General features: G+C 60.0%; 11 protein-coding genes. 7 read left to right on the top strand and 4 right to left on the bottom strand.

Annotated features, from left to right (window positions below):
• Positions 1-8 precede the first annotated feature (8 nt).
• Positions 9-986 (top strand): LysR family transcriptional regulator, encoded by a 978-nt coding sequence (locus AWB69_RS02930; protein WP_082913239.1) that lies wholly within the window; start codon positions 9-11, stop codon positions 984-986.
• Here the strand turns inward: AWB69_RS02930 and AWB69_RS02935 are convergent.
• Complete coding sequence (locus tag AWB69_RS02935) at positions 976-1,959, bottom strand: NAD-dependent epimerase/dehydratase family protein (protein WP_062081922.1); 984 nt, start codon at positions 1,957-1,959, stop codon at positions 976-978. The two genes, AWB69_RS02930 and AWB69_RS02935, sit on opposite strands and share 11 nt — an antisense overlap.
• Positions 1,960-2,830: 871 nt before the next feature.
• Between AWB69_RS02935 and AWB69_RS02940 the strand changes: the two genes are divergently transcribed.
• The 3 genes from AWB69_RS02940 (at position 2,831) to AWB69_RS02955 (ending at position 10,186) form a co-directional block, all read left to right on the top strand.
• Positions 2,831-5,074: an NHL repeat-containing protein gene (locus AWB69_RS02940; protein ID WP_407923006.1), complete on the top strand. Its 2,244-nt coding sequence runs from the start codon at positions 2,831-2,833 to the stop codon at positions 5,072-5,074.
• 1,080 nt (positions 5,075-6,154) lie between these two features.
• Positions 6,155-7,648 carry an oligosaccharide flippase family protein gene (locus AWB69_RS02950; protein ID WP_062081927.1) on the top strand — a complete coding sequence of 498 codons (1,494 nt, stop codon included), beginning with the start codon at positions 6,155-6,157 and terminating at the stop codon, positions 7,646-7,648.
• 15 nt (positions 7,649-7,663) lie between these two features.
• Positions 7,664-10,186 carry a glycosyltransferase family 4 protein gene (locus tag AWB69_RS02955; RefSeq protein WP_062081929.1) on the top strand — a complete coding sequence of 841 codons (2,523 nt, stop codon included), beginning with the start codon at positions 7,664-7,666 and terminating at the stop codon, positions 10,184-10,186.
• An 80-nt stretch (positions 10,187-10,266) separates the two neighbouring features.
• Here AWB69_RS02955 and AWB69_RS02960 read toward each other — a convergent pair whose 3' ends face one another.
• On the bottom strand, positions 10,267-11,445 hold the full coding sequence (locus AWB69_RS02960; protein WP_082913240.1) for an acyltransferase family protein: 1,179 nt from the start codon (positions 11,443-11,445) through the stop codon (positions 10,267-10,269).
• Between the two features lie 291 nt (positions 11,446-11,736).
• Between AWB69_RS02960 and AWB69_RS48565 the strand changes: the two genes are divergently transcribed.
• Positions 11,737-11,880, top strand: coding sequence for a hypothetical protein (locus tag AWB69_RS48565; RefSeq protein ID WP_165936459.1), 144 nt, complete (start codon positions 11,737-11,739; stop codon positions 11,878-11,880).
• A 265-nt stretch (positions 11,881-12,145) separates the two neighbouring features.
• On the top strand, positions 12,146-13,066 hold the full coding sequence (galU, locus tag AWB69_RS02965) for a UTP--glucose-1-phosphate uridylyltransferase GalU (RefSeq protein WP_062081931.1): 921 nt from the start codon (positions 12,146-12,148) through the stop codon (positions 13,064-13,066).
• Between the two features lie 90 nt (positions 13,067-13,156).
• On the opposite strand, the gene AWB69_RS02970 is transcribed toward galU (AWB69_RS02965), so the two are convergent.
• Positions 13,157-13,747 (bottom strand): phosphatase PAP2 family protein, encoded by a 591-nt coding sequence (locus AWB69_RS02970; RefSeq protein WP_062081933.1) that lies wholly within the window; start codon positions 13,745-13,747, stop codon positions 13,157-13,159.
• Between the two features lie 159 nt (positions 13,748-13,906).
• A complete protein-coding gene (locus tag AWB69_RS02975) occupies positions 13,907-15,079 on the bottom strand; it encodes a GlxA family transcriptional regulator (RefSeq protein WP_231936958.1) in 1,173 nt (390 codons plus the stop codon).
• Between the two features lie 267 nt (positions 15,080-15,346).
• Here AWB69_RS02975 and galU (AWB69_RS02980) point away from each other — a divergent pair, with 267 nt between their 5' ends.
• Positions 15,347-16,279 carry a UTP--glucose-1-phosphate uridylyltransferase GalU gene (gene galU, locus AWB69_RS02980; RefSeq protein ID WP_062081935.1) on the top strand — a complete coding sequence of 311 codons (933 nt, stop codon included), beginning with the start codon at positions 15,347-15,349 and terminating at the stop codon, positions 16,277-16,279.
• The last annotated feature ends 283 nt before the right edge of the window (positions 16,280-16,562 follow it).

Genomic DNA, 16,562 nt, shown 5'->3' on the forward strand with positions numbered 1-16,562 from the left:
CGACTGGCATGGACCGTTTTCTAGCAATGAAAGTCTTTGTGCGCGTAGTCGAGAGCGGCAGTTTTTCCAAGGCCGCCGACGCGCTGCGCTTGCCTGCCGCAAGCGTTTCCCGCACTGTCCAGGCACTTGAAGCGCACCTTGGCGCACGCCTCCTGAACCGTACTACCCGCAGCATCAGCATCACGGAAGACGGTGAGATCTACTACGAGCGATGCGTGCGCGTACTCGGCGAAGTGGACGACATGGAGTCCGTCCTGTCGCGCTCCAAGCTGAGCCCGAAAGGCACCGTACGCGTCAGCCTGCCCGCACTCATGGCGAAAAGCACCATCATCTCCGCGCTGCCGGAGTTCTTCGAGGCCTACCCGGATATCCGCGTGGAAATGAGCCTGACCGACAAGCAGGTCGACATCATCGAGTCGGGCGTGGATTGTGTGATCCGCGTGGGCGCAGTCGGCGATATCGGCCTCGTGGCAAAGCAGATCGGCCGCTATTCCCAGGTCACCGCGGCGGCACCGTCGTATATCGAGAAATATGGCGAGCCCAGGACGCTCGAGGATCTCGAGCATCACATGTGCGTGGATTATCTGGTGAGCAACACCGGCCGCGTCAGAATCTGGGAATTCGTGGTGGACGGCGAGACCAGGACCATTCCGCTCAAGGCGATACTGGCCGTCAATGATGCGGATTCGTATGTGGAGTGCGGACTCGCCGGCCTCGGGCTGATCCAGGCGTCAAGCTATACGCTGTCTTCGTATCTGGAAAGCGGTGCGCTGAAGGAAGTGCTGCAGGCGTATCCGTCGTATCCGCGCGTGGTGTCGATCCTGTATGCGGCGAACCGGCATCAGCCACGGCGGGTGAAGGTGTTCATAGAATGGATCGCGGAGATTTACAGGCGGCAGTCGTCATTGCAGATAGCCGCGGATGATCTGGTCTCAGGTCATGGCCATACCGTGCATGCCGATCACGCGAACCACGTCACGTCCTGACGACTGCGGCGCCCGGTACGGTTTCACCTTCGACTTGCGCTGCGCGTGCATGCTTGAACATCCACTCGAGCGTGTCGTAGATAGGGGTGATGGGCACGCGGCCGATCGCGCGCCGCAGCTTGACGTTCGACCCGACCAGCTTTGCAATCTCATTGCGCCGCATGAAGCGCGGGTCGACGAAGATATCGATCTTGTATCCCGCTATGCGCTGCATCATGGTCAGGATTTCACCAAGCGAATGGCCGGTGCCGGAGCACGTATTGAATGCCTCGCCTGCGGGCGCGACTTCCAGCAGGCGTGCGTAGACTTCGACGACATCGCGGACATCGGAGAAATCGCGGCTCACGGCCAGGTTGCCCAGCGACATACGCGCTTCATGACGCGCGTAATGATTGACGATCTTAGGCAACAGGAAGGCGTCGCTCTGGCCAACGCCTGTGTAGTTGAACGGGCGCGTGAAGAAGACGGGCAGGCGGTCGAGCCACAGGCGGGCCATGTTCTCCATGGCGAGCTTGCTGACGGCATAGTCGTTGCCGGGATTCAGCGGCACGTTTTCGTCGATGACTTCCACGTTCGCATTGCCATACACATTCGATGTACTTGCCATCAGCACGGCGCGCGGTTTCTTGTCGATCTGCGACAGCGCGTCGAGCAGATTGCGCGAGCCCATGATGTTGACCAGATAACTTTGCGTGGGCGGGTTGCCCGTGACGTGCGCAAGCCCGGCGAGATGGACGACCACATCCGGCTGGGCGTCGCTGACGCACGCGCGCACTGCGTCGAGATCAAGCAGGTCGAGCGGAACGCCGGTCGTGCCGGGTACGTCGGGCTCGGACGCGGGGGAGGTCGTGCCCCACACGTCGTAACCTTCGTCCAGCAGACGTGCGGCCATATGGCGTCCGGTAAAGCCCGAAAGACCCGTGATGAGAGCGCGACGGCGTTTGCCGCCGTCAGGATGTTTTATGTCGTTCATTGAGCGTGATATATGCGGCGGCCTCTTTCGGCATTTTGGCAAAGTGTTGCGGCGTATCGGAATGGTTGTGCATGCCTGTCCGGTGACGCCAGATACTTTCCGTTCTCCGACAATGCGGCCGTCGAGCGATGAATTCCATCATGCAACTGCGTTTCGCACGGGAATGTGAATTTCCGCTCTGGCCCGGCGCCACGGGGCTTTCCAGCCATTTTCCGCATCGATTTAATCGCGAATTTTATCACGTAGCCCTTGTTTCAAGGGAGCGGAACACCCGGTGTAACGGGTGCGAGTCGTGAAGTAGCGCCAACTAATTGCCGAGCCGCCACGCGTGCGGTTCGGACCGCGGTTATTCCCGCCTCGAAATCCGGCCGCGGCGAAGAAATCCGCTGGCTGCACGCTGCGCCATGGTTTTAGCCCTGCCGTCGAACATTACGCTTTGCTTATTCTACGAAAGAACAAACCCGAAAATATTCGACGGCCATGGGTCACATGTTAGAAAGTATTTCCTGTGAGGGCGCTCAGCCTGGCCCAAAGGTGCCGGATTTATTACTTCTCGAAACAATTTTTTGAATGAAATAAGTCAATTTGAAAGTCGATTAGGGCTCGGACAGCCTCGCTGGCAAAGGCTTCGGCCCTTTATGGACTCTTCCGGCTCTGCGCGGTGTGTACTTAAAAGCGGCATCAAACAGTAATTGATTTAATTTTGTGGTTCATTTGCCACTGGCGATCCTGCTTCGCGCTTTATTTATTTAAGATTTTTTTGCAATATTTGAACGGTAGTCTTGGCTAACCCGAGTAACGGCCGTGACGCCTCTGCTGCACCATCGGCCGATGGGAGCAGGGCGGGCCGCTCTCAGACGGAGAAAACCTCTTGCATCGTTTTTCGCGCTTTTCGCTTCTGGCATTACGTTTTCTGGTTGTGGGCGTGTTTGGTCTGGTGGCGGTGAGCGCGGCGTATACGTATGCGGCGTCGCCCACTGTGCTGCAGGCCCGTACATCGTGGATTGGAAACACTTTCGGTTTCGGCGATGGCACCTGGACGCAGATCAACATTACTGCGATTGCCGTCACGCCTGACGGCCGGGTGTACACCAATGCGCCGTGGGACGAGAGCGGTGCGGAAGTCAGCGTCTACAAGGACGGCAAGGTGTTAGGCACGGCCGGCGGCACGCATGGCTGGGGGAACTACGGCGGCAACGCGATTGCGCTTAACCGGCGCTATGCGTTTGTGGCGGTCGGGGTGGGTAACGAACGCGGCAATTTGCAGAAGGCGGGTGTGTGGCCGCCCAAGGGGAAGCAGTGGTTTGGCGTGTCGCGCCGGGACATCCGGGACATGAAGCGCAGCGTGGCGTTCCAGGCGAACCTGGCTGCCGACAAGGACGGGCACGCGCAGCTCGCTGCCGCGTTCCTGATGATCAACGAGGCGCCGGAAGACAAGCGCGGCGCTCCGAAGACGGACGACGTGAAGCCGGACGTGGGTGGACTGGCGGCGTCGGATGCGTTGTTGTACGTCGCGAATACCGCGATGAACCGCATCGAGGTATACGACGCCGAGTCGATGCAGCAAAAGGGCAAATGGAACGCCACGCAGCCGGGGCGTCTGGCGCTCGCGAAGGACGGCACGTTGTGGGCGCTGGTCAATACGCAGGGCGGCCGGGCGCGGCTCGCGCATTACACGCCGGCGGGCGCGACGATAGACGATGCCCCCGCGCTGGCTGCGGGTACCGACGCTGTCGATCTGACGACCGATGCGCAGGGGCGTTTGCTGGTTGCTGATAACGGACCGCGTCAGCAGGTGTTGATTTTCACGCGCGATGGCGGGGCGGACAGGTACCGCGAGTCGTCGGCGCTGGGTGAGCGTGGCGGCATTTTTTCGGGTGTCGCGGGGCGGCCTGGTCCGCAGCGTTTCAACGGGTTGACCGGCGTGGGTGTGGATGCGGCGGGGAATGTTTATGTATCGACGAATGGGATAGGTGTGCGGCAGGGCTCGACCGGTGCGGGGTTGGGCGCGACGCTTGAGAGTTATGCGCCTGATGGCCGGCAGTTGTGGCAAGTGCAGGGACTGTTGTTCGTGGACGGTGCGTGGATGGATCCGGCGCGTCCGAACAGCGTTTACACCGGCAACAAGCGCTTTGAACTGGATCTGTCGAAACCGGCGGGACAGGACTGGAAGTATGTGGGGTTCTTGTCTGGGCGGTTCAAGTATCCCGAGGATCCCAGCTTTAGCGTTGATGACTGGCCGGGGCAGCCGATGGCCCGGAGGGTTGATGGTCGTACGTTCCTGTACTTGACGGACATGTATTCGGATCACCTGAAGATTTATCGGTTCGATGCGAAGCGTGATGGAGAGCTGGCGATTCCTTCGGGGTATTTTGCGGGTCGTGAGCGTGGTGCGGAGAACATTCCGAATCATCCACCGCATGGTGACTGGATCTGGCGCGACACCAACGGCAATGGCCGGTTTGATGCGAATGAGTTCGACGTGAACAACGGAGTGCTACCTAATCCGGGTGGATGGGGGTGGTGGGTTGATACGAAGGGCGATATTTGGCATACGAGTGATACGCGGGGGATCAATCGTTTTCGATACGGCGGTGTGGACCGTGTGGGCAATCCTGTTTATGCGTATGCCAATGCGCAGAACTATGCGATGCCTGCGCCGTTCAACGTGGTGAAGCGGGCGGTGTATGAGGCGGATACGGACACGATGTATTTGACTGGGTACACGGCGGACGAGCCGTTTGATCGTGGTTACTGGAAGGAAGTGGGGCGACGGTTGGTTCGGTACGACCATTGGTCGAAGGTACCGGAGCGGCGGTATTCGATTGAGTTGCCGTGGGACACGCAGAGCAAGCCGTTGGCAACGACGATTGGTTTGACGGTTGAGGGCAGGTACGTGTTCACGGTGGAACCGGTTGGGATGGTGCATGTGTATGAGAAGGAGACGGGCCGTGAGGTTGGGGTGATCAAGCCGGGTCCGGAGGTGGGAGGTGCGTCGGGGTGGGTGGATGTGCCGAATGGCATTAGTGCGAGCCGGCAGGCGGATGGTGAGTACCTGGTGTTTGTTGAAGAGGATGCGCGGGGGAAGGTGATGATGTACAGGTGGCGGCCATAGCCGTTGGCTGTTCGTTCGCACTTTTTGGGTTTTGGGTGACCGGGGTTTTTGGGTTGGTGGTCGGGGGTGATGTCGGGATGGCGGGTTCCGGGGTTAGCGATCTGAGTCAGTGCCGGGTTGCTGCTTTCAGGGCCTTCGCGGGTTACATGTTGGCTGTTTTCTTTATCACTATTAGCCACTGCGCGTGGCAGCGCGTCATTTCTTTGTCCAAAGCGACAAAGAAACGAAGCAAAGAAAACGCTTTCACCGCACTACCCTAAGTGTCCACAGCGTGCAGTTTTTATTCATGGGTGCCCCAAAAGCACGGTGCTCGCCAGAGCCACGGACAGTTGAACCCCTCTTTCTCGCGAATCCTGACATGAACACGCTTCGCCACCAGTGCTCTCGGGCAAGCACCAGCACCCCACGGTCAGCACGGCACAACACGTATTTTTCGCTGCATTTCCCGCGGTGTTGGCCGCTTCCTGATCCGCACCATAAAAATGATTTGTAAGGTATGCGAAATATTTAACGTTTTCTAAATCTGTAGAGTCTGGTGGGCCTGCTAAGTCTACTGAGCCGGTTGGATTTGTTGGATTTGTTGGTTCTGTTGGATTTGTTGGTGGGTGTTGATAGGGCGGTGGAGGTTTTGGGCGGTTGGTTGTTCGCGGATAGCGCGGGGTGCCCCTTGGGCAGGTTCAGTCACTGGTGGCGAAGCGTGTGGGTATCTGTGTTCGGAGAAGGAGGGGTTCACACATCCTTCGCTCTGGCGAGCACCGTGCTTTTGGGGCACCCATGAATGGGAACTGCACGCTGTGGACACTTAGGGTAGAGCGGTGACAGCGTTTTCTTTGCTTCGTTTCTTTGTCGCTTTGGACAAAGAAATGACGTGCCGCCACGCACAGTGGCTAATAGCGATAAAGAAAATAGCTCACATATAACGTGCGAAGACCTGGAAAGCAGCAACCCGGCATAGACCCCGACCGCTAACGCAGGAACCACCCACCCCGACATCACCCCGGACCACCAACCCCGAAAACCCCAGTCACCCCCCCCCCAAAAAACCGAGTGCGAACGACCCCCAAAGAACGAGTGCGAACGATGGAAAAATCGATGGTGAAGAACATGGCGATTAACTTCTCGGGACTGGTGCTGCCTACCTTTGTCTCGTTGATCACCGTGCCCGCATACATCCATCTCGTCGGCGTCGAACGCTACGGCGTGATCAGCCTGGTCTGGACGCTTATCGGCTACTTCGGCATTCTCGATCTCGGCATGGGCATGGCCGCTCAACACCAGATCTCAAAGGCCCACGCCGCCAACGACCCCGAAGCCCGCTCGCGCGTGTTCTGGAGCGCCATCTGGCTCAACCTCGGCACCGGCATCATCGGCGGTGTCCTGATCTACTTCGGCGCCTTCGCCTACACCGCCTACGTCGCACATTCATCCCCCGCCATGCAACGCGAGGTCTACCACGCGCTCCCGTGGCTCGCCCTCGCCATCCCCATCGCCAACGTGTCATGGGTCTGCGCCGGTGCAATCAACGGCGTCGAACGCTTCGGTATCTACAACACCAATCAAACTATCGGCACCTTCCTGTTCCAGCTGCTGCCGCTCGCCGCCGCCTGGAAAATCGCACCGAACCTGCAAACCGTACTCGCCGCCGCCGTCGTCGCACGAGTCCTCGCCGTCGTACTCCTCGCACGAGCGAGCTTCAAGGTGCTCGACATCAAACGCATCGAATGGCCGCAGCTAGGCGTCGCCGGCGGCCTGTTCAAGTTCGGCGGCTGGATGCTGGTGGCAACCATCTCCAGCATGATCACGGACTCACTCGACCGGATCCTCCTGGGAGCCAATCTCGGCGCGCGCTTCGTCACGTACTACACCGTGCCGCAGAACCTCGTCACCCGCCTGAACATGCTGCCGAACTCACTCGTTCGCACGTTGTTCCCGCGCTTGTCCGCCGTCCAGCGCGAACACGCCGATGCCATGGTCCGGCAGTCCCTCGAATTCCTCAACGGTGTGTTCACCCCCATCGCTCTCTTCGTCATGCTCGTGCTCGCGCCCTTCCTGTACCTCTGGGTCGGGCAGGAAATCGCCATTGCCAGCGCACCGGTGGGCCGGATCCTGATCATCGGCGTGTGGCTCGTCGGACAGGCCAGCGTCACGCGCATCATGATCCAGTCGCAGATCAATCCCGCCACCGCGGCGCGTATCGGCGTCGTGCAACTGCCGTTCTTCGTGACCGCGCTGTGGTTCGGTATCGCGCACTTCGGGCCTATCGGTGCAGCGAGCGTGGTCGTGCTGCGCTCGCTTGTCGACTACGGCCTCCTGCTCTGGACCTCGCGTATCCACGCCCGCCCCATTGCCGCCGACATGCTGATGCATCTCGCGTTCCTCATCGCGGGCCTGGGCGTGGCGTTTGTCATCGATCCGATCGAGTATCCGCTGCAATCAATCGCGGCAGCGTTCGTCATCTCGGCCCTGAATTGCTGTTGCTCCCTTCTCACGCGGCCCGCGTTGCGCTCCATGGCGCGCAGCTTCGTCCACGAGTTGAATGTGCGTCTGAAACGGCGCGTGAAATCCACGGTTTAAGGTGAGGAGAGACACATGAGACATGATCTCGATGAAGCGGTCATCGACCCGGTGCGAGCGACGCTCGACGCGGTCGGCCTGCCCCCGCCTGCTGTGCAGGACACGCCGTCCCGCCACCGCGCGAGAATCGCAAAACGGGTGCCGCGCGTGGCGATCGTGCATGACTGGCTCGTCGCTTTCGCGGGCGCGGAGAAGGTGCTCGAACAGATCGTCATATGTTTTCCCGATGCGGATCTGTTCAGCGTCGTCGACTTCATGGAAGAGCGGTCATGGATGCGCGGCAAGAAGGTCACTACCTCGTTCATCCAGAAACTGCCGCAGGCGAAGAAGCGTTACCGATCGTATCTGCCGCTCATGCCGCTGGCGATCGAGCAACTCGACGTGTCCGGCTACGACCTCGTCATTTCGAGCAGCCATGCCGTGGCGAAGGGCGTGCTGACCGGCCCGGACCAGGTTCACGTGAGCTACGTGCATTCACCCATTCGCTACGCATGGGACCTGCAACATCAGTACCTGCAGCAATCGAATCTCACGGCCGGCATGAAGTCGCTGCTCGCGCGCATGGTGTTGCACTACATGCGCAACTGGGACATCCGTACGTCAAACTCGGTGGACCATTTCATCGCGAATTCGGCGTTCATCGCGCGACGGATAAACAAGGTCTATCACCGCGATTCCCATGTGATCTTTCCGCCGGTGGACGTGGAAGCGTTCCAGCTATGCGAGGTGAAAGAGGACTTCTATCTGACAGCATCGCGGATGGTGCCTTACAAGAAGATCGATCTGATCGTGGAAGCGTTTGCGAAGATGCCCGGGCGCAAGCTGGTCGTGATCGGCGACGGCCCCGACATGCGCAAGATCCGCGACAAGGCCACGCCGAACGTCGAGATCATGGGGTATCAACCGTTCTCCGTTCTGCAGGACAAGATGCGCCGCGCGAAGGCCTTCGTGTTCGCGGCCGAAGAGGACTTCGGCATCTCGGTGGTCGAGGCGCAAGCGTGCGGGACGCCGGTGATCGCCTATGGCAAGGGCGGCGCGCTGGAGACCGTGCTCGATAGTTCGCACGCGCGTCCAACGGGCCTTTTCTTCGATGAACAGACGACCGACTCCATTATCGAAGCGGTGGAGGGGTTCGAGCTCGGCGCGGTGAAGATTGATCCGGCCGATTGCCGCGCGAATGCCGAGCGTTTTTCGATCAGGCATTTCCGCGATGGCCTGCGCGCCTACGTGCAAAGCGTCGCGCCTCAGTTCACGCTCGCACCGCCAGCGATGCCGCCGGTGCCGGTCATTGAAACGGTCGTCGAGCCGGTATCAACGGCAGCGGCTGCGCAACTGGACCAGGATCATGAAGAGGCCGACGCCATGCGTGTCCTGGCCGTCGATCAAAGCGGTGTGCTGGGCGGCGCGGAACTGTCGTTGCTCGAGGTGATGAAGAACATGCGCGGCACCAACGAGACCGTGTTGTTCGACGACGGCCCGTTTCGCATCGCGCTTGAAGCAGTCGGTATCAAGGTCGATGTGCTCGACGGCGCCGGGCTCGGCGGCTTGAGCAAGGACGGCGGGATGAAGCGGCCGGGTGCGGGCATGATCGGCGGCGTGATGAGCCTGGTGCGCGGCACGCTGGAAAAGTCGCGCAACTCGGATGTGATCTACGTGAACACGCAGCGCGCGATGGTGGTCGGCGCGATCGCCGGACTGATCTCGCGGCGCCCGGTGGTCTGGCATCTGCGCGATATCGTCAGCCCAGAGCATTTCGGCAAGACGCAGCTCACCATCATCAAGTGGTGCACGAAGCTCATGCTGGAGCGTGTGATTGCGAATTCGACGGCATCGGCCGTAGCGCTCACCGCGCTGACGCGGCTGAAAGAGGAACGGCTGGATGTGGTGTTCAACGGCATTTCCGCAGAGCCGTTCACCGAGCTGGAATCTGTCGCGCAGCACGAGTTGCGGGCGCGCTTCGGCTTGCCGCAGGACGCGTTCCTGGTCGGCTCGTTCAGCCGGCTCGCGCGCTGGAAAGGGCAGCATATCTTGCTCGAGGCGCTGCTGGAGGCGCCTGAGATGCACGCCGTGCTGGTTGGGTCGGCGCTCTTCGGCGAGGACGCCTACGAGGCGGAATTGCGTGCCTACGTGCTCGAACACGGCCTCGCTGACCGCGTGCATTTCCTTGGTTTCCAGCACGACATTGCTGCGTGCATGAAAGCTGTCGATGTCGTTGCGCACACGTCCATCAGCCCGGAGCCGTTCGGCCGCGTGATTATTGAAGGCATGCTGGCGAAGCGGCCGATCGTGGCGGCGCGGGCGGGTGGTGTGACGGACATTGTGGAAGATCGCGAGAACGGCATTCTCTGCACACCGGGCGATGTCCACGCGCTCGCAGGCGCACTGAGTGAGTTATCAGCCGATGTGGGTTTGCGCAACCGTCTGGTCGAACAGGGTTATGCGAATGCGATCAACCGCTTCGGGACCGAACGGTACGTGGAGAGCGTTCAAAAGATTCTCTCCGATGTCGCCGGGAAGTCGCGGTCGAAACGAAGCTAGGGCCCATTCCGCAGGTCTGGAAACGAAGAAGCCCCGCGTCAGCTGGGCTTCTTCTTTCCGTTGCGAGCCGAGGATCGTGCCTAAGCGCTTGCCGATTGCCGCCGCTTGAGGCTGGCGGACCAGTTCATCGCGGGGCGCTCGACCAGCATGTAGAACACGAAGGCCACCGCAATGGGCACGAGCATGAAGGCGAACGACGCCCAGATGGTCGTTTGCAGCGCCGAGTGAAACAGCACCGACCCGAGCAGGATAAGGATCGGAATATGCACGATATACAGCGAGAAGCTGAACTCACCGAGCCACGAGAAGCCCCGTACCGGCAACGAGTTGCGCATGGGTTTATCCAGCGCCTGGAACAGGTACAGCGCGAACGCCAGCGCCCAGAACTGGAACGCCAGGTATTGCCCGAATTTGAATGCACCGCAGCCAATCACCGCCACCACCAAGGCCGCGATCTTCAGCTTCGTGGACCCGTTCGGCAGCTTCTGTGCACCCGGCGCGGCCTTTGCCTCGGCAATCCACGCGCCGAGCGTCCATGAGAACCAGTACGACGCGAACAACACAATTTCATGACGCTCGAAGACCAGTGCGGAAATCACGTTGATGACACCGACGCAAACCAGCACCGCCTTCATTCCGATCCGCCGGCGCAATGCAATCAGCAACGGATACACAAGATAGAACTGCACTTCGAGCGACAGGGTCCACAACGCTCCGTTCGACCCGAACGTACCGCCGGCCACGCCCTGCAGCGAGAGCAGGTTCACGATGAACAAATGCAGGTCCGCCGTGCCAATCTTGGGGCTGACCGGCGTGAAGCCGAGGCTGAACGTATCCAGCACATAGGTCAGCACCAGCGCCGCCAGCAACACCGGATAGATACGCGCGAAACGGCGCATCAGGAAGTTGCCGGTATCGAAGGGTGCGCCTGGATTGGCGAGCAGCTTGCGTGCCGTTCCGCGATGAATGCAGTACCCGCTGATCACGAAGAAGATCGGCACGCCGGCCGAACCCCAGGCAATCGGAAAGGTGAGATAGCTGAAGACCGTGTTGAGGTCGAACCTGGCCCCGCTTCTGTGGAATTGCTGTATGCCGATCCAGGTGATCTGACGGCAATGAAAATAAGCGACCAGTAATGCCGCGAAACCACGCCACGCGTTGATGGCGACATCGCGGTCGTCGACGCTGACAGCGGCTGCGCGTTCGAGCGGTAACTGCAGGGAGGAACCGGCCGGATCGAGCAGGGACGAATCGCTCATTGAAAACCTCGTGTCCAGGTTGAATAAAGGCCGGAGACGGTTCCCGGCCTTGGCGGCGGCTTGTCTCGTGCACTAATCGCACACTGAGCGCGCTCTAAGCGGCGCACTGTGCTGACGCCATATTAGTCTGGCAAATAATGGAAAAATATGCGTGGCAAACACCTCATCCTGCACATGATGAGCAAAAACCTCCTTACGGTCTGTTCGAAAGGTAACGAATTTATTTGGCAATTATTTGTCGTTTTTTTTCTGCTAACTTCATTTCAAACCATTCGAAAACAGGGGTAAGCCATGGACATGCACGCACTTGCCGGTATTGCTGTTTTGTTGATCCTCGCCGCGGTCTCGGCCTATCGGGACGCGCTGCGTAACGATCCCATGTCGAAACTGAACGCGTCGGGCATTCGCTTTCCGCATTCGGACGATCAGGAATAAACGTTTCGGAACGATCGTGCTGCGGTACGGCGGGTGATTGAATATTTTTTTTCTGCACCGGCTGGCTTCGGCTACCACCGGGGCCAGGACCACCGGGCACACCGCCTTGCGACGCAGCAGATTATTTTATGTTTTCAAAAGCGGCTTTCGATGAATATCGGCACCGTAATTGAAAGCTTTGAGTGAACGCGAATTCGATGCGTTGGATACCGCACGAACGGGCGTTCGTGCATTAATTTAAAAGTATTTAAGGGAAGCGCGCGCGATGCTGAAAGTCACCAAAGCCGTATTTCCTGTCGCGGGACTCGGCACCCGTTTCCTGCCCGCGACAAAAGCGAGCCCGAAGGAAATGCTGCCTGTCGTCGACAAACCGCTGATCCAGTACGCGGTCGAAGAGGCGATAGCGGCGGGAATCACGGAAATGATATTCGTGACGGGCCGCAGCAAGCGGGCGATTGAAGATCACTTCGACAAATCCTACGAGATCGAGGCTGAACTCGAAGCGCGCGGCAAGGAGGCGTTGCTCGAGGTCGTGCGCAACATCAAGCCCGCGAACGTGGACTGCTTTTACGTTCGCCAGCCGACCGCGCTTGGGCTGGGCCATGCGGTGCTATGCGCCGAGAAGCTGATTGGCGAAAACCCGTTCGCCGTGATCCTGGCCGACGACCTGCTTCACAGCAAGGAGCCGGTCATGAAGCAACTGGTCGATGTATTCAATCACTACCATAGCTCGGTCATTGGCGTAGAGCGGATCAGCCGTATCGACAGCGCGTCCTACGGTGTGATTGAAGGGCGCGAGTGGGAAGAGGACATCATCAAGCTGTCCGGCATTGTGGAGAAGCCGCAGCCGGCCCTGGCGCCGTCGAACCTGGGGGTGGTGGGGCGTTATGTGTTCATGCCGGGCATCTTCACGCATCTGCGCAATACCCGGGCCGGCAGTGGCGGCGAGATTCAGTTGACCGATGCAATTGCGTCGTTGCTGGCGGTCGAACAGGTGCTGGCGTACCGGTATTACGGCACCCGCTTCGATTGCGGCAGCAAGCTCGGTTATTTGAAGGCGACAGTGCAGCTCGCGTTGCAGCACCCCGAAGTGCGCGAAGACTTCGAGGCCTATTTGCGTGAGTATCTGCCCGCGTTGTTCCCGGCGGAAGTAGTCGAACAAGCTGAGCTGATCGAGCCTGTCTAAAGGGATAGTGTTCGCTCGCGCCAGCAATTCAAACCTGGCGCGAGCGTTTCGATAAGAATCGGGAAACGAACCGGCAAAAGAAGCTGGAAATCAGAAATCCAACCACCGGCATAACCACGGCGAGTACGCCACGAGCATTTGCTGAATGGGTGCGTGATGCCCATAGGCAATGGTCGATACCGCGAGCAGGCCCACCCCTGCGAAGATCGATCCCGGCATCTTGCGCGGCTGTTTGAAAAAGCGCCGCAGGAAAAACAACGCAATACCACCGCCCAGGAACCAGCCCGCGACGACTTCAATCGGCGTATGGGCGTCCTGCACGACCCGGCATAGGCCAATCAGTGCGCCCAGTGCCAACCCGGCCGCTGCGCCCAGCCTGTACCACCTCACGCCTATGCTGCCGGCAAGCAAACCGAACGTCACGCCCCACACCGCCGATGTCAGCATGGTGTGGCCGCTGATCACGCGGAAGTCGATCGAACGAATCTCGATGCCGCAGCCCGCGTACAGGATCTTGTTCACGCCGACCAGCACCAGCGCGCCGACCAGGGTACCCAGCCAAACCAGCGCTTCGCGTTTGTCAGTCGTGCTTAGCCACAGCGCACATCCGGCCGCCACGGGAATGGTCAAACCCGCATCGCCGAAATTGGTGATCCAACTCAAAACCGTCGTACCCGTCATACGCCCCCCGAAAAGCGCGCGCTTGAACGGTGACCAGGATCGTCGCCGCTGCGCTTGTTGCGCTGTGCCTGCCGCTTGCTTTTAAACCTTGCTCTTGATGCTGGCTCTTGATGCTCGCGTTCAACTCGTGTTCCCAACGTTGCTGCAACACGTAACGCCTCACTCCTCCGCGGCTTTCCTGCGCCCGGCGAGCCGATACTCGGTCGGCGAAATTGACAGGCGCTTGCGGAATATCTTGGCCAGTCCATCGCCGCTGCCGGCCCCGCATCGACGCGCAATCTTATCGACAGGAAGATCGGTCGCGGCGAGCAGCATGCAGCTCGCATCGAGTCGCGCCCGCAACAAATATTCCGACGGCGTCAACCCGATCTGCGCCTTGAAGCGGCGCAGGAAATTGCGCTCGCTCATGGCCGCCACGCGCGCGGCGTCGGCTATCGAAATCGGCCGGATGTAATTTTCACGCATCCATCGCGCCGCTGCGTCTATTTTTTGCCGGACCCCGCCAACGTCGGTGTCGTCGAGCACGGCGGACAGCTTCGGCCACGCACCGGGAATGGAACGCTCCGATACTTCCCGCGCCACCGTCGGACCGTAATCGCGCTTGATGATGGACAGCGCGGCCGCGATCGGACCCTTGGGGTCATCGAGCGTCAGGGTCTGCTCGGCGATGAACAGCGAACTCGTCAGCGCAGAAGCCGCCGCCGGGTCTTCGAAGTCGGGCGCGCGGTTCTGCAGTGAAAGGTTCGCTGCCGCGAGGATCTGGGACCCTTCGCCAATGGCCTTTACAAACGATATCTTCGGCGCAACCCGGCTCAGCCGCCTGAGCAACTGCGTATCCAGTTTCGCGTGCTGCGCGCCGTCGCCGCCCGCAATGAAGAGGGCGTCGCACTCGCTCATCCAGCGCGTGTCGAGACTCTCGGTCCAGATGCGCATGGAGCAGCTGCTCGCAACGCTGCCGCCATCGCTCGACAAGAACAGCAACGCGTAATCCGGCGCCGCACCCGACTTGAGCGCGGCGGAATCGGATAACGTGTGAATCTCGTTGGCGAGCGAAAACACCTCCGATATCGAACTTACCTCGACTAGCGAGAAGTCTTCGAAGATCAGTATGCCGATCCGCTTCGGCGCGGCCTTGCCTTCCTGTATCGCTTCGTGCATGGCTTCTTGCATCGCTTCGTTGGCTGTTCCCGCCCCTGACTCGTGCGCGGCTCCGGATACGGTTTCGTACCCGGGCTTGTGCCGGTTCGAGCGGGACGCATCGGACGTCGTCGCAGAGTCAGCACTCGGCAATCGCACGATTTGCAGCCGGCTCATACCATTGGCGTGTCCCATCAACTTGTCTCCGTTGTCGGTCCGGGCGGTGGGGATTGATCTCGTATGCGTCGCACTATACGCGGCGCTGCAGAAGCGTCATGGCAGTCGTCTGAAAAGAACGAGATGTTGGCAGATGGTTTCGATATTCAAGTAATAAGCTGACCATCAGTGATGAAAAACCCGTCACGAGGTCTCTCTTTCGCGTGGCACGAGGCGTGGCGAGAGACCGCGTTGACCAGAATCCTGGCCCGTCATCGAGCGCCGGACAAAACAAGGGGGTCGGACATGCTGAAGGTACGCAAGGCGGTGTTTCCCGTGGCAGGACTCGGTACGCGCTTTCTTCCTGCAACCAAGGCGAGTCCGAAAGAAATGCTGCCCATCGTCGATAAACCGCTGATCCAGCATGCGGTGGAAGAGGCGGTCGCGGCCGGCATCACGGAAATGATCTTCGTCACGGGCCGCGGCAAACGGGCGATAGAAGACCATTTCGATAAATCATACGAAATTGAAGCCGAGCTGGAAGCACGCGGAAAACGCGCGTTGCTTGAGCTGGTACGCGGCATCAAACCCTCCCACGTCAACTGTGTCTACGTGCGTCAGGCCGAACCGCTCGGACTGGGCCACGCGGTGCTGTGCGCGGAAAAGCTGATCGACAACGAACCGTTCGCCGTCATGCTCGCCGATGACCTGCTCGACGGCGAGCCGCCCGTCATGGCGCAGATGGTCGAGGTCTTCAACCGCTATCACTCGTCGGTGCTGGGCGTGGAGGAGATCGACAGGCGCGAGTCGGGGTCGTATGGCGTGATCGAAGGCCGGCAGTGGGATGACGGGCTCTTCAAGATAGCGGGTGTGGTGGAGAAGCCCGAACCGGCGCGGGCGCCATCCAATCTGGGTGTGGTTGGACGCTATGTGCTGATGCCGCGCATCTTCGAGCATCTGCGTACGCAGAAGCCGGGCGCGGGCGGCGAGATCCAGTTGACCGACGCGATCCAGGCATTGCTCGCGCATGAACAGGTGCTCGCTTACCGGTACAAGGGCAAGCGCTTCGACTGCGGCAGCAAGCTGGGTTATCTGAAAGCTACCGTGGAGTTTGCGTTGCGTCACCCGGAAGTGGCCGAGCCGTTCGAAGCCTACTTGCGCGCGTTTCTCGCGAGCCGCAACCCTGCACCGGTGACGAACGACGAACCGCTCGACGAGGCGCCGGAGTTGATCGGCTAAGTTCGCGCGGGAGCCAGAAGGGCTCACGAAGGGCTCACGAGCCGCGGGTGATGAACGAGGAATCGGTGGATACGCCGGACCGGTGTCAGCTGCAGACACGTCCGGCGAACAAGGTGAACAGGATTCGAATTGCAGCATGAACCGCGTTGTAAGTAGCGCTAGCCCCCCGGCGTGCGCTATGGTCTTTAGCCCGCCACGTGCGGGCTTTTTTTTGGTGCGCCGAGCATGCGCAACAGCTTGGGGGTGCAAGTCCCCTGTCCAACCTGATGGTGGTGAAGGACTA

This window comes from Caballeronia udeis (genome assembly GCF_001544555.2).
GTDB lineage: Bacteria > Pseudomonadota > Gammaproteobacteria > Burkholderiales > Burkholderiaceae > Caballeronia > Caballeronia udeis.

Bases quoted from the DNA above. Each gene is read 5' to 3' on its own strand.
- AWB69_RS02930 (WP_082913239.1), top strand. From the start codon at position 9: ATGGACCGTTTTCTAGCAATGAAAGTCTTTGTGCGCGTAGTCGAGAGC.
- AWB69_RS02935 (WP_062081922.1), bottom strand. From the start codon at position 1,959: ATGAACGACATAAAACATCCTGACGGCGGCAAACGCCGTCGCGCTCTC.
- AWB69_RS02950 (WP_062081927.1), top strand. From the start codon at position 6,155: ATGGAAAAATCGATGGTGAAGAACATGGCGATTAACTTCTCGGGACTG.
- AWB69_RS02955 (WP_062081929.1), top strand. From the start codon at position 7,664: ATGAGACATGATCTCGATGAAGCGGTCATCGACCCGGTGCGAGCGACG.
- AWB69_RS02960 (WP_082913240.1), bottom strand. From the start codon at position 11,445: ATGAGCGATTCGTCCCTGCTCGATCCGGCCGGTTCCTCCCTGCAGTTA.
- AWB69_RS48565 (WP_165936459.1), top strand. From the start codon at position 11,737: ATGGACATGCACGCACTTGCCGGTATTGCTGTTTTGTTGATCCTCGCC.
- galU (WP_062081931.1), top strand. From the start codon at position 12,146: ATGCTGAAAGTCACCAAAGCCGTATTTCCTGTCGCGGGACTCGGCACC.
- AWB69_RS02970 (WP_062081933.1), bottom strand. From the start codon at position 13,747: ATGACGGGTACGACGGTTTTGAGTTGGATCACCAATTTCGGCGATGCG.
- AWB69_RS02975 (WP_231936958.1), bottom strand. From the start codon at position 15,079: ATGGGACACGCCAATGGTATGAGCCGGCTGCAAATCGTGCGATTGCCG.
- galU (WP_062081935.1), top strand. From the start codon at position 15,347: ATGCTGAAGGTACGCAAGGCGGTGTTTCCCGTGGCAGGACTCGGTACG.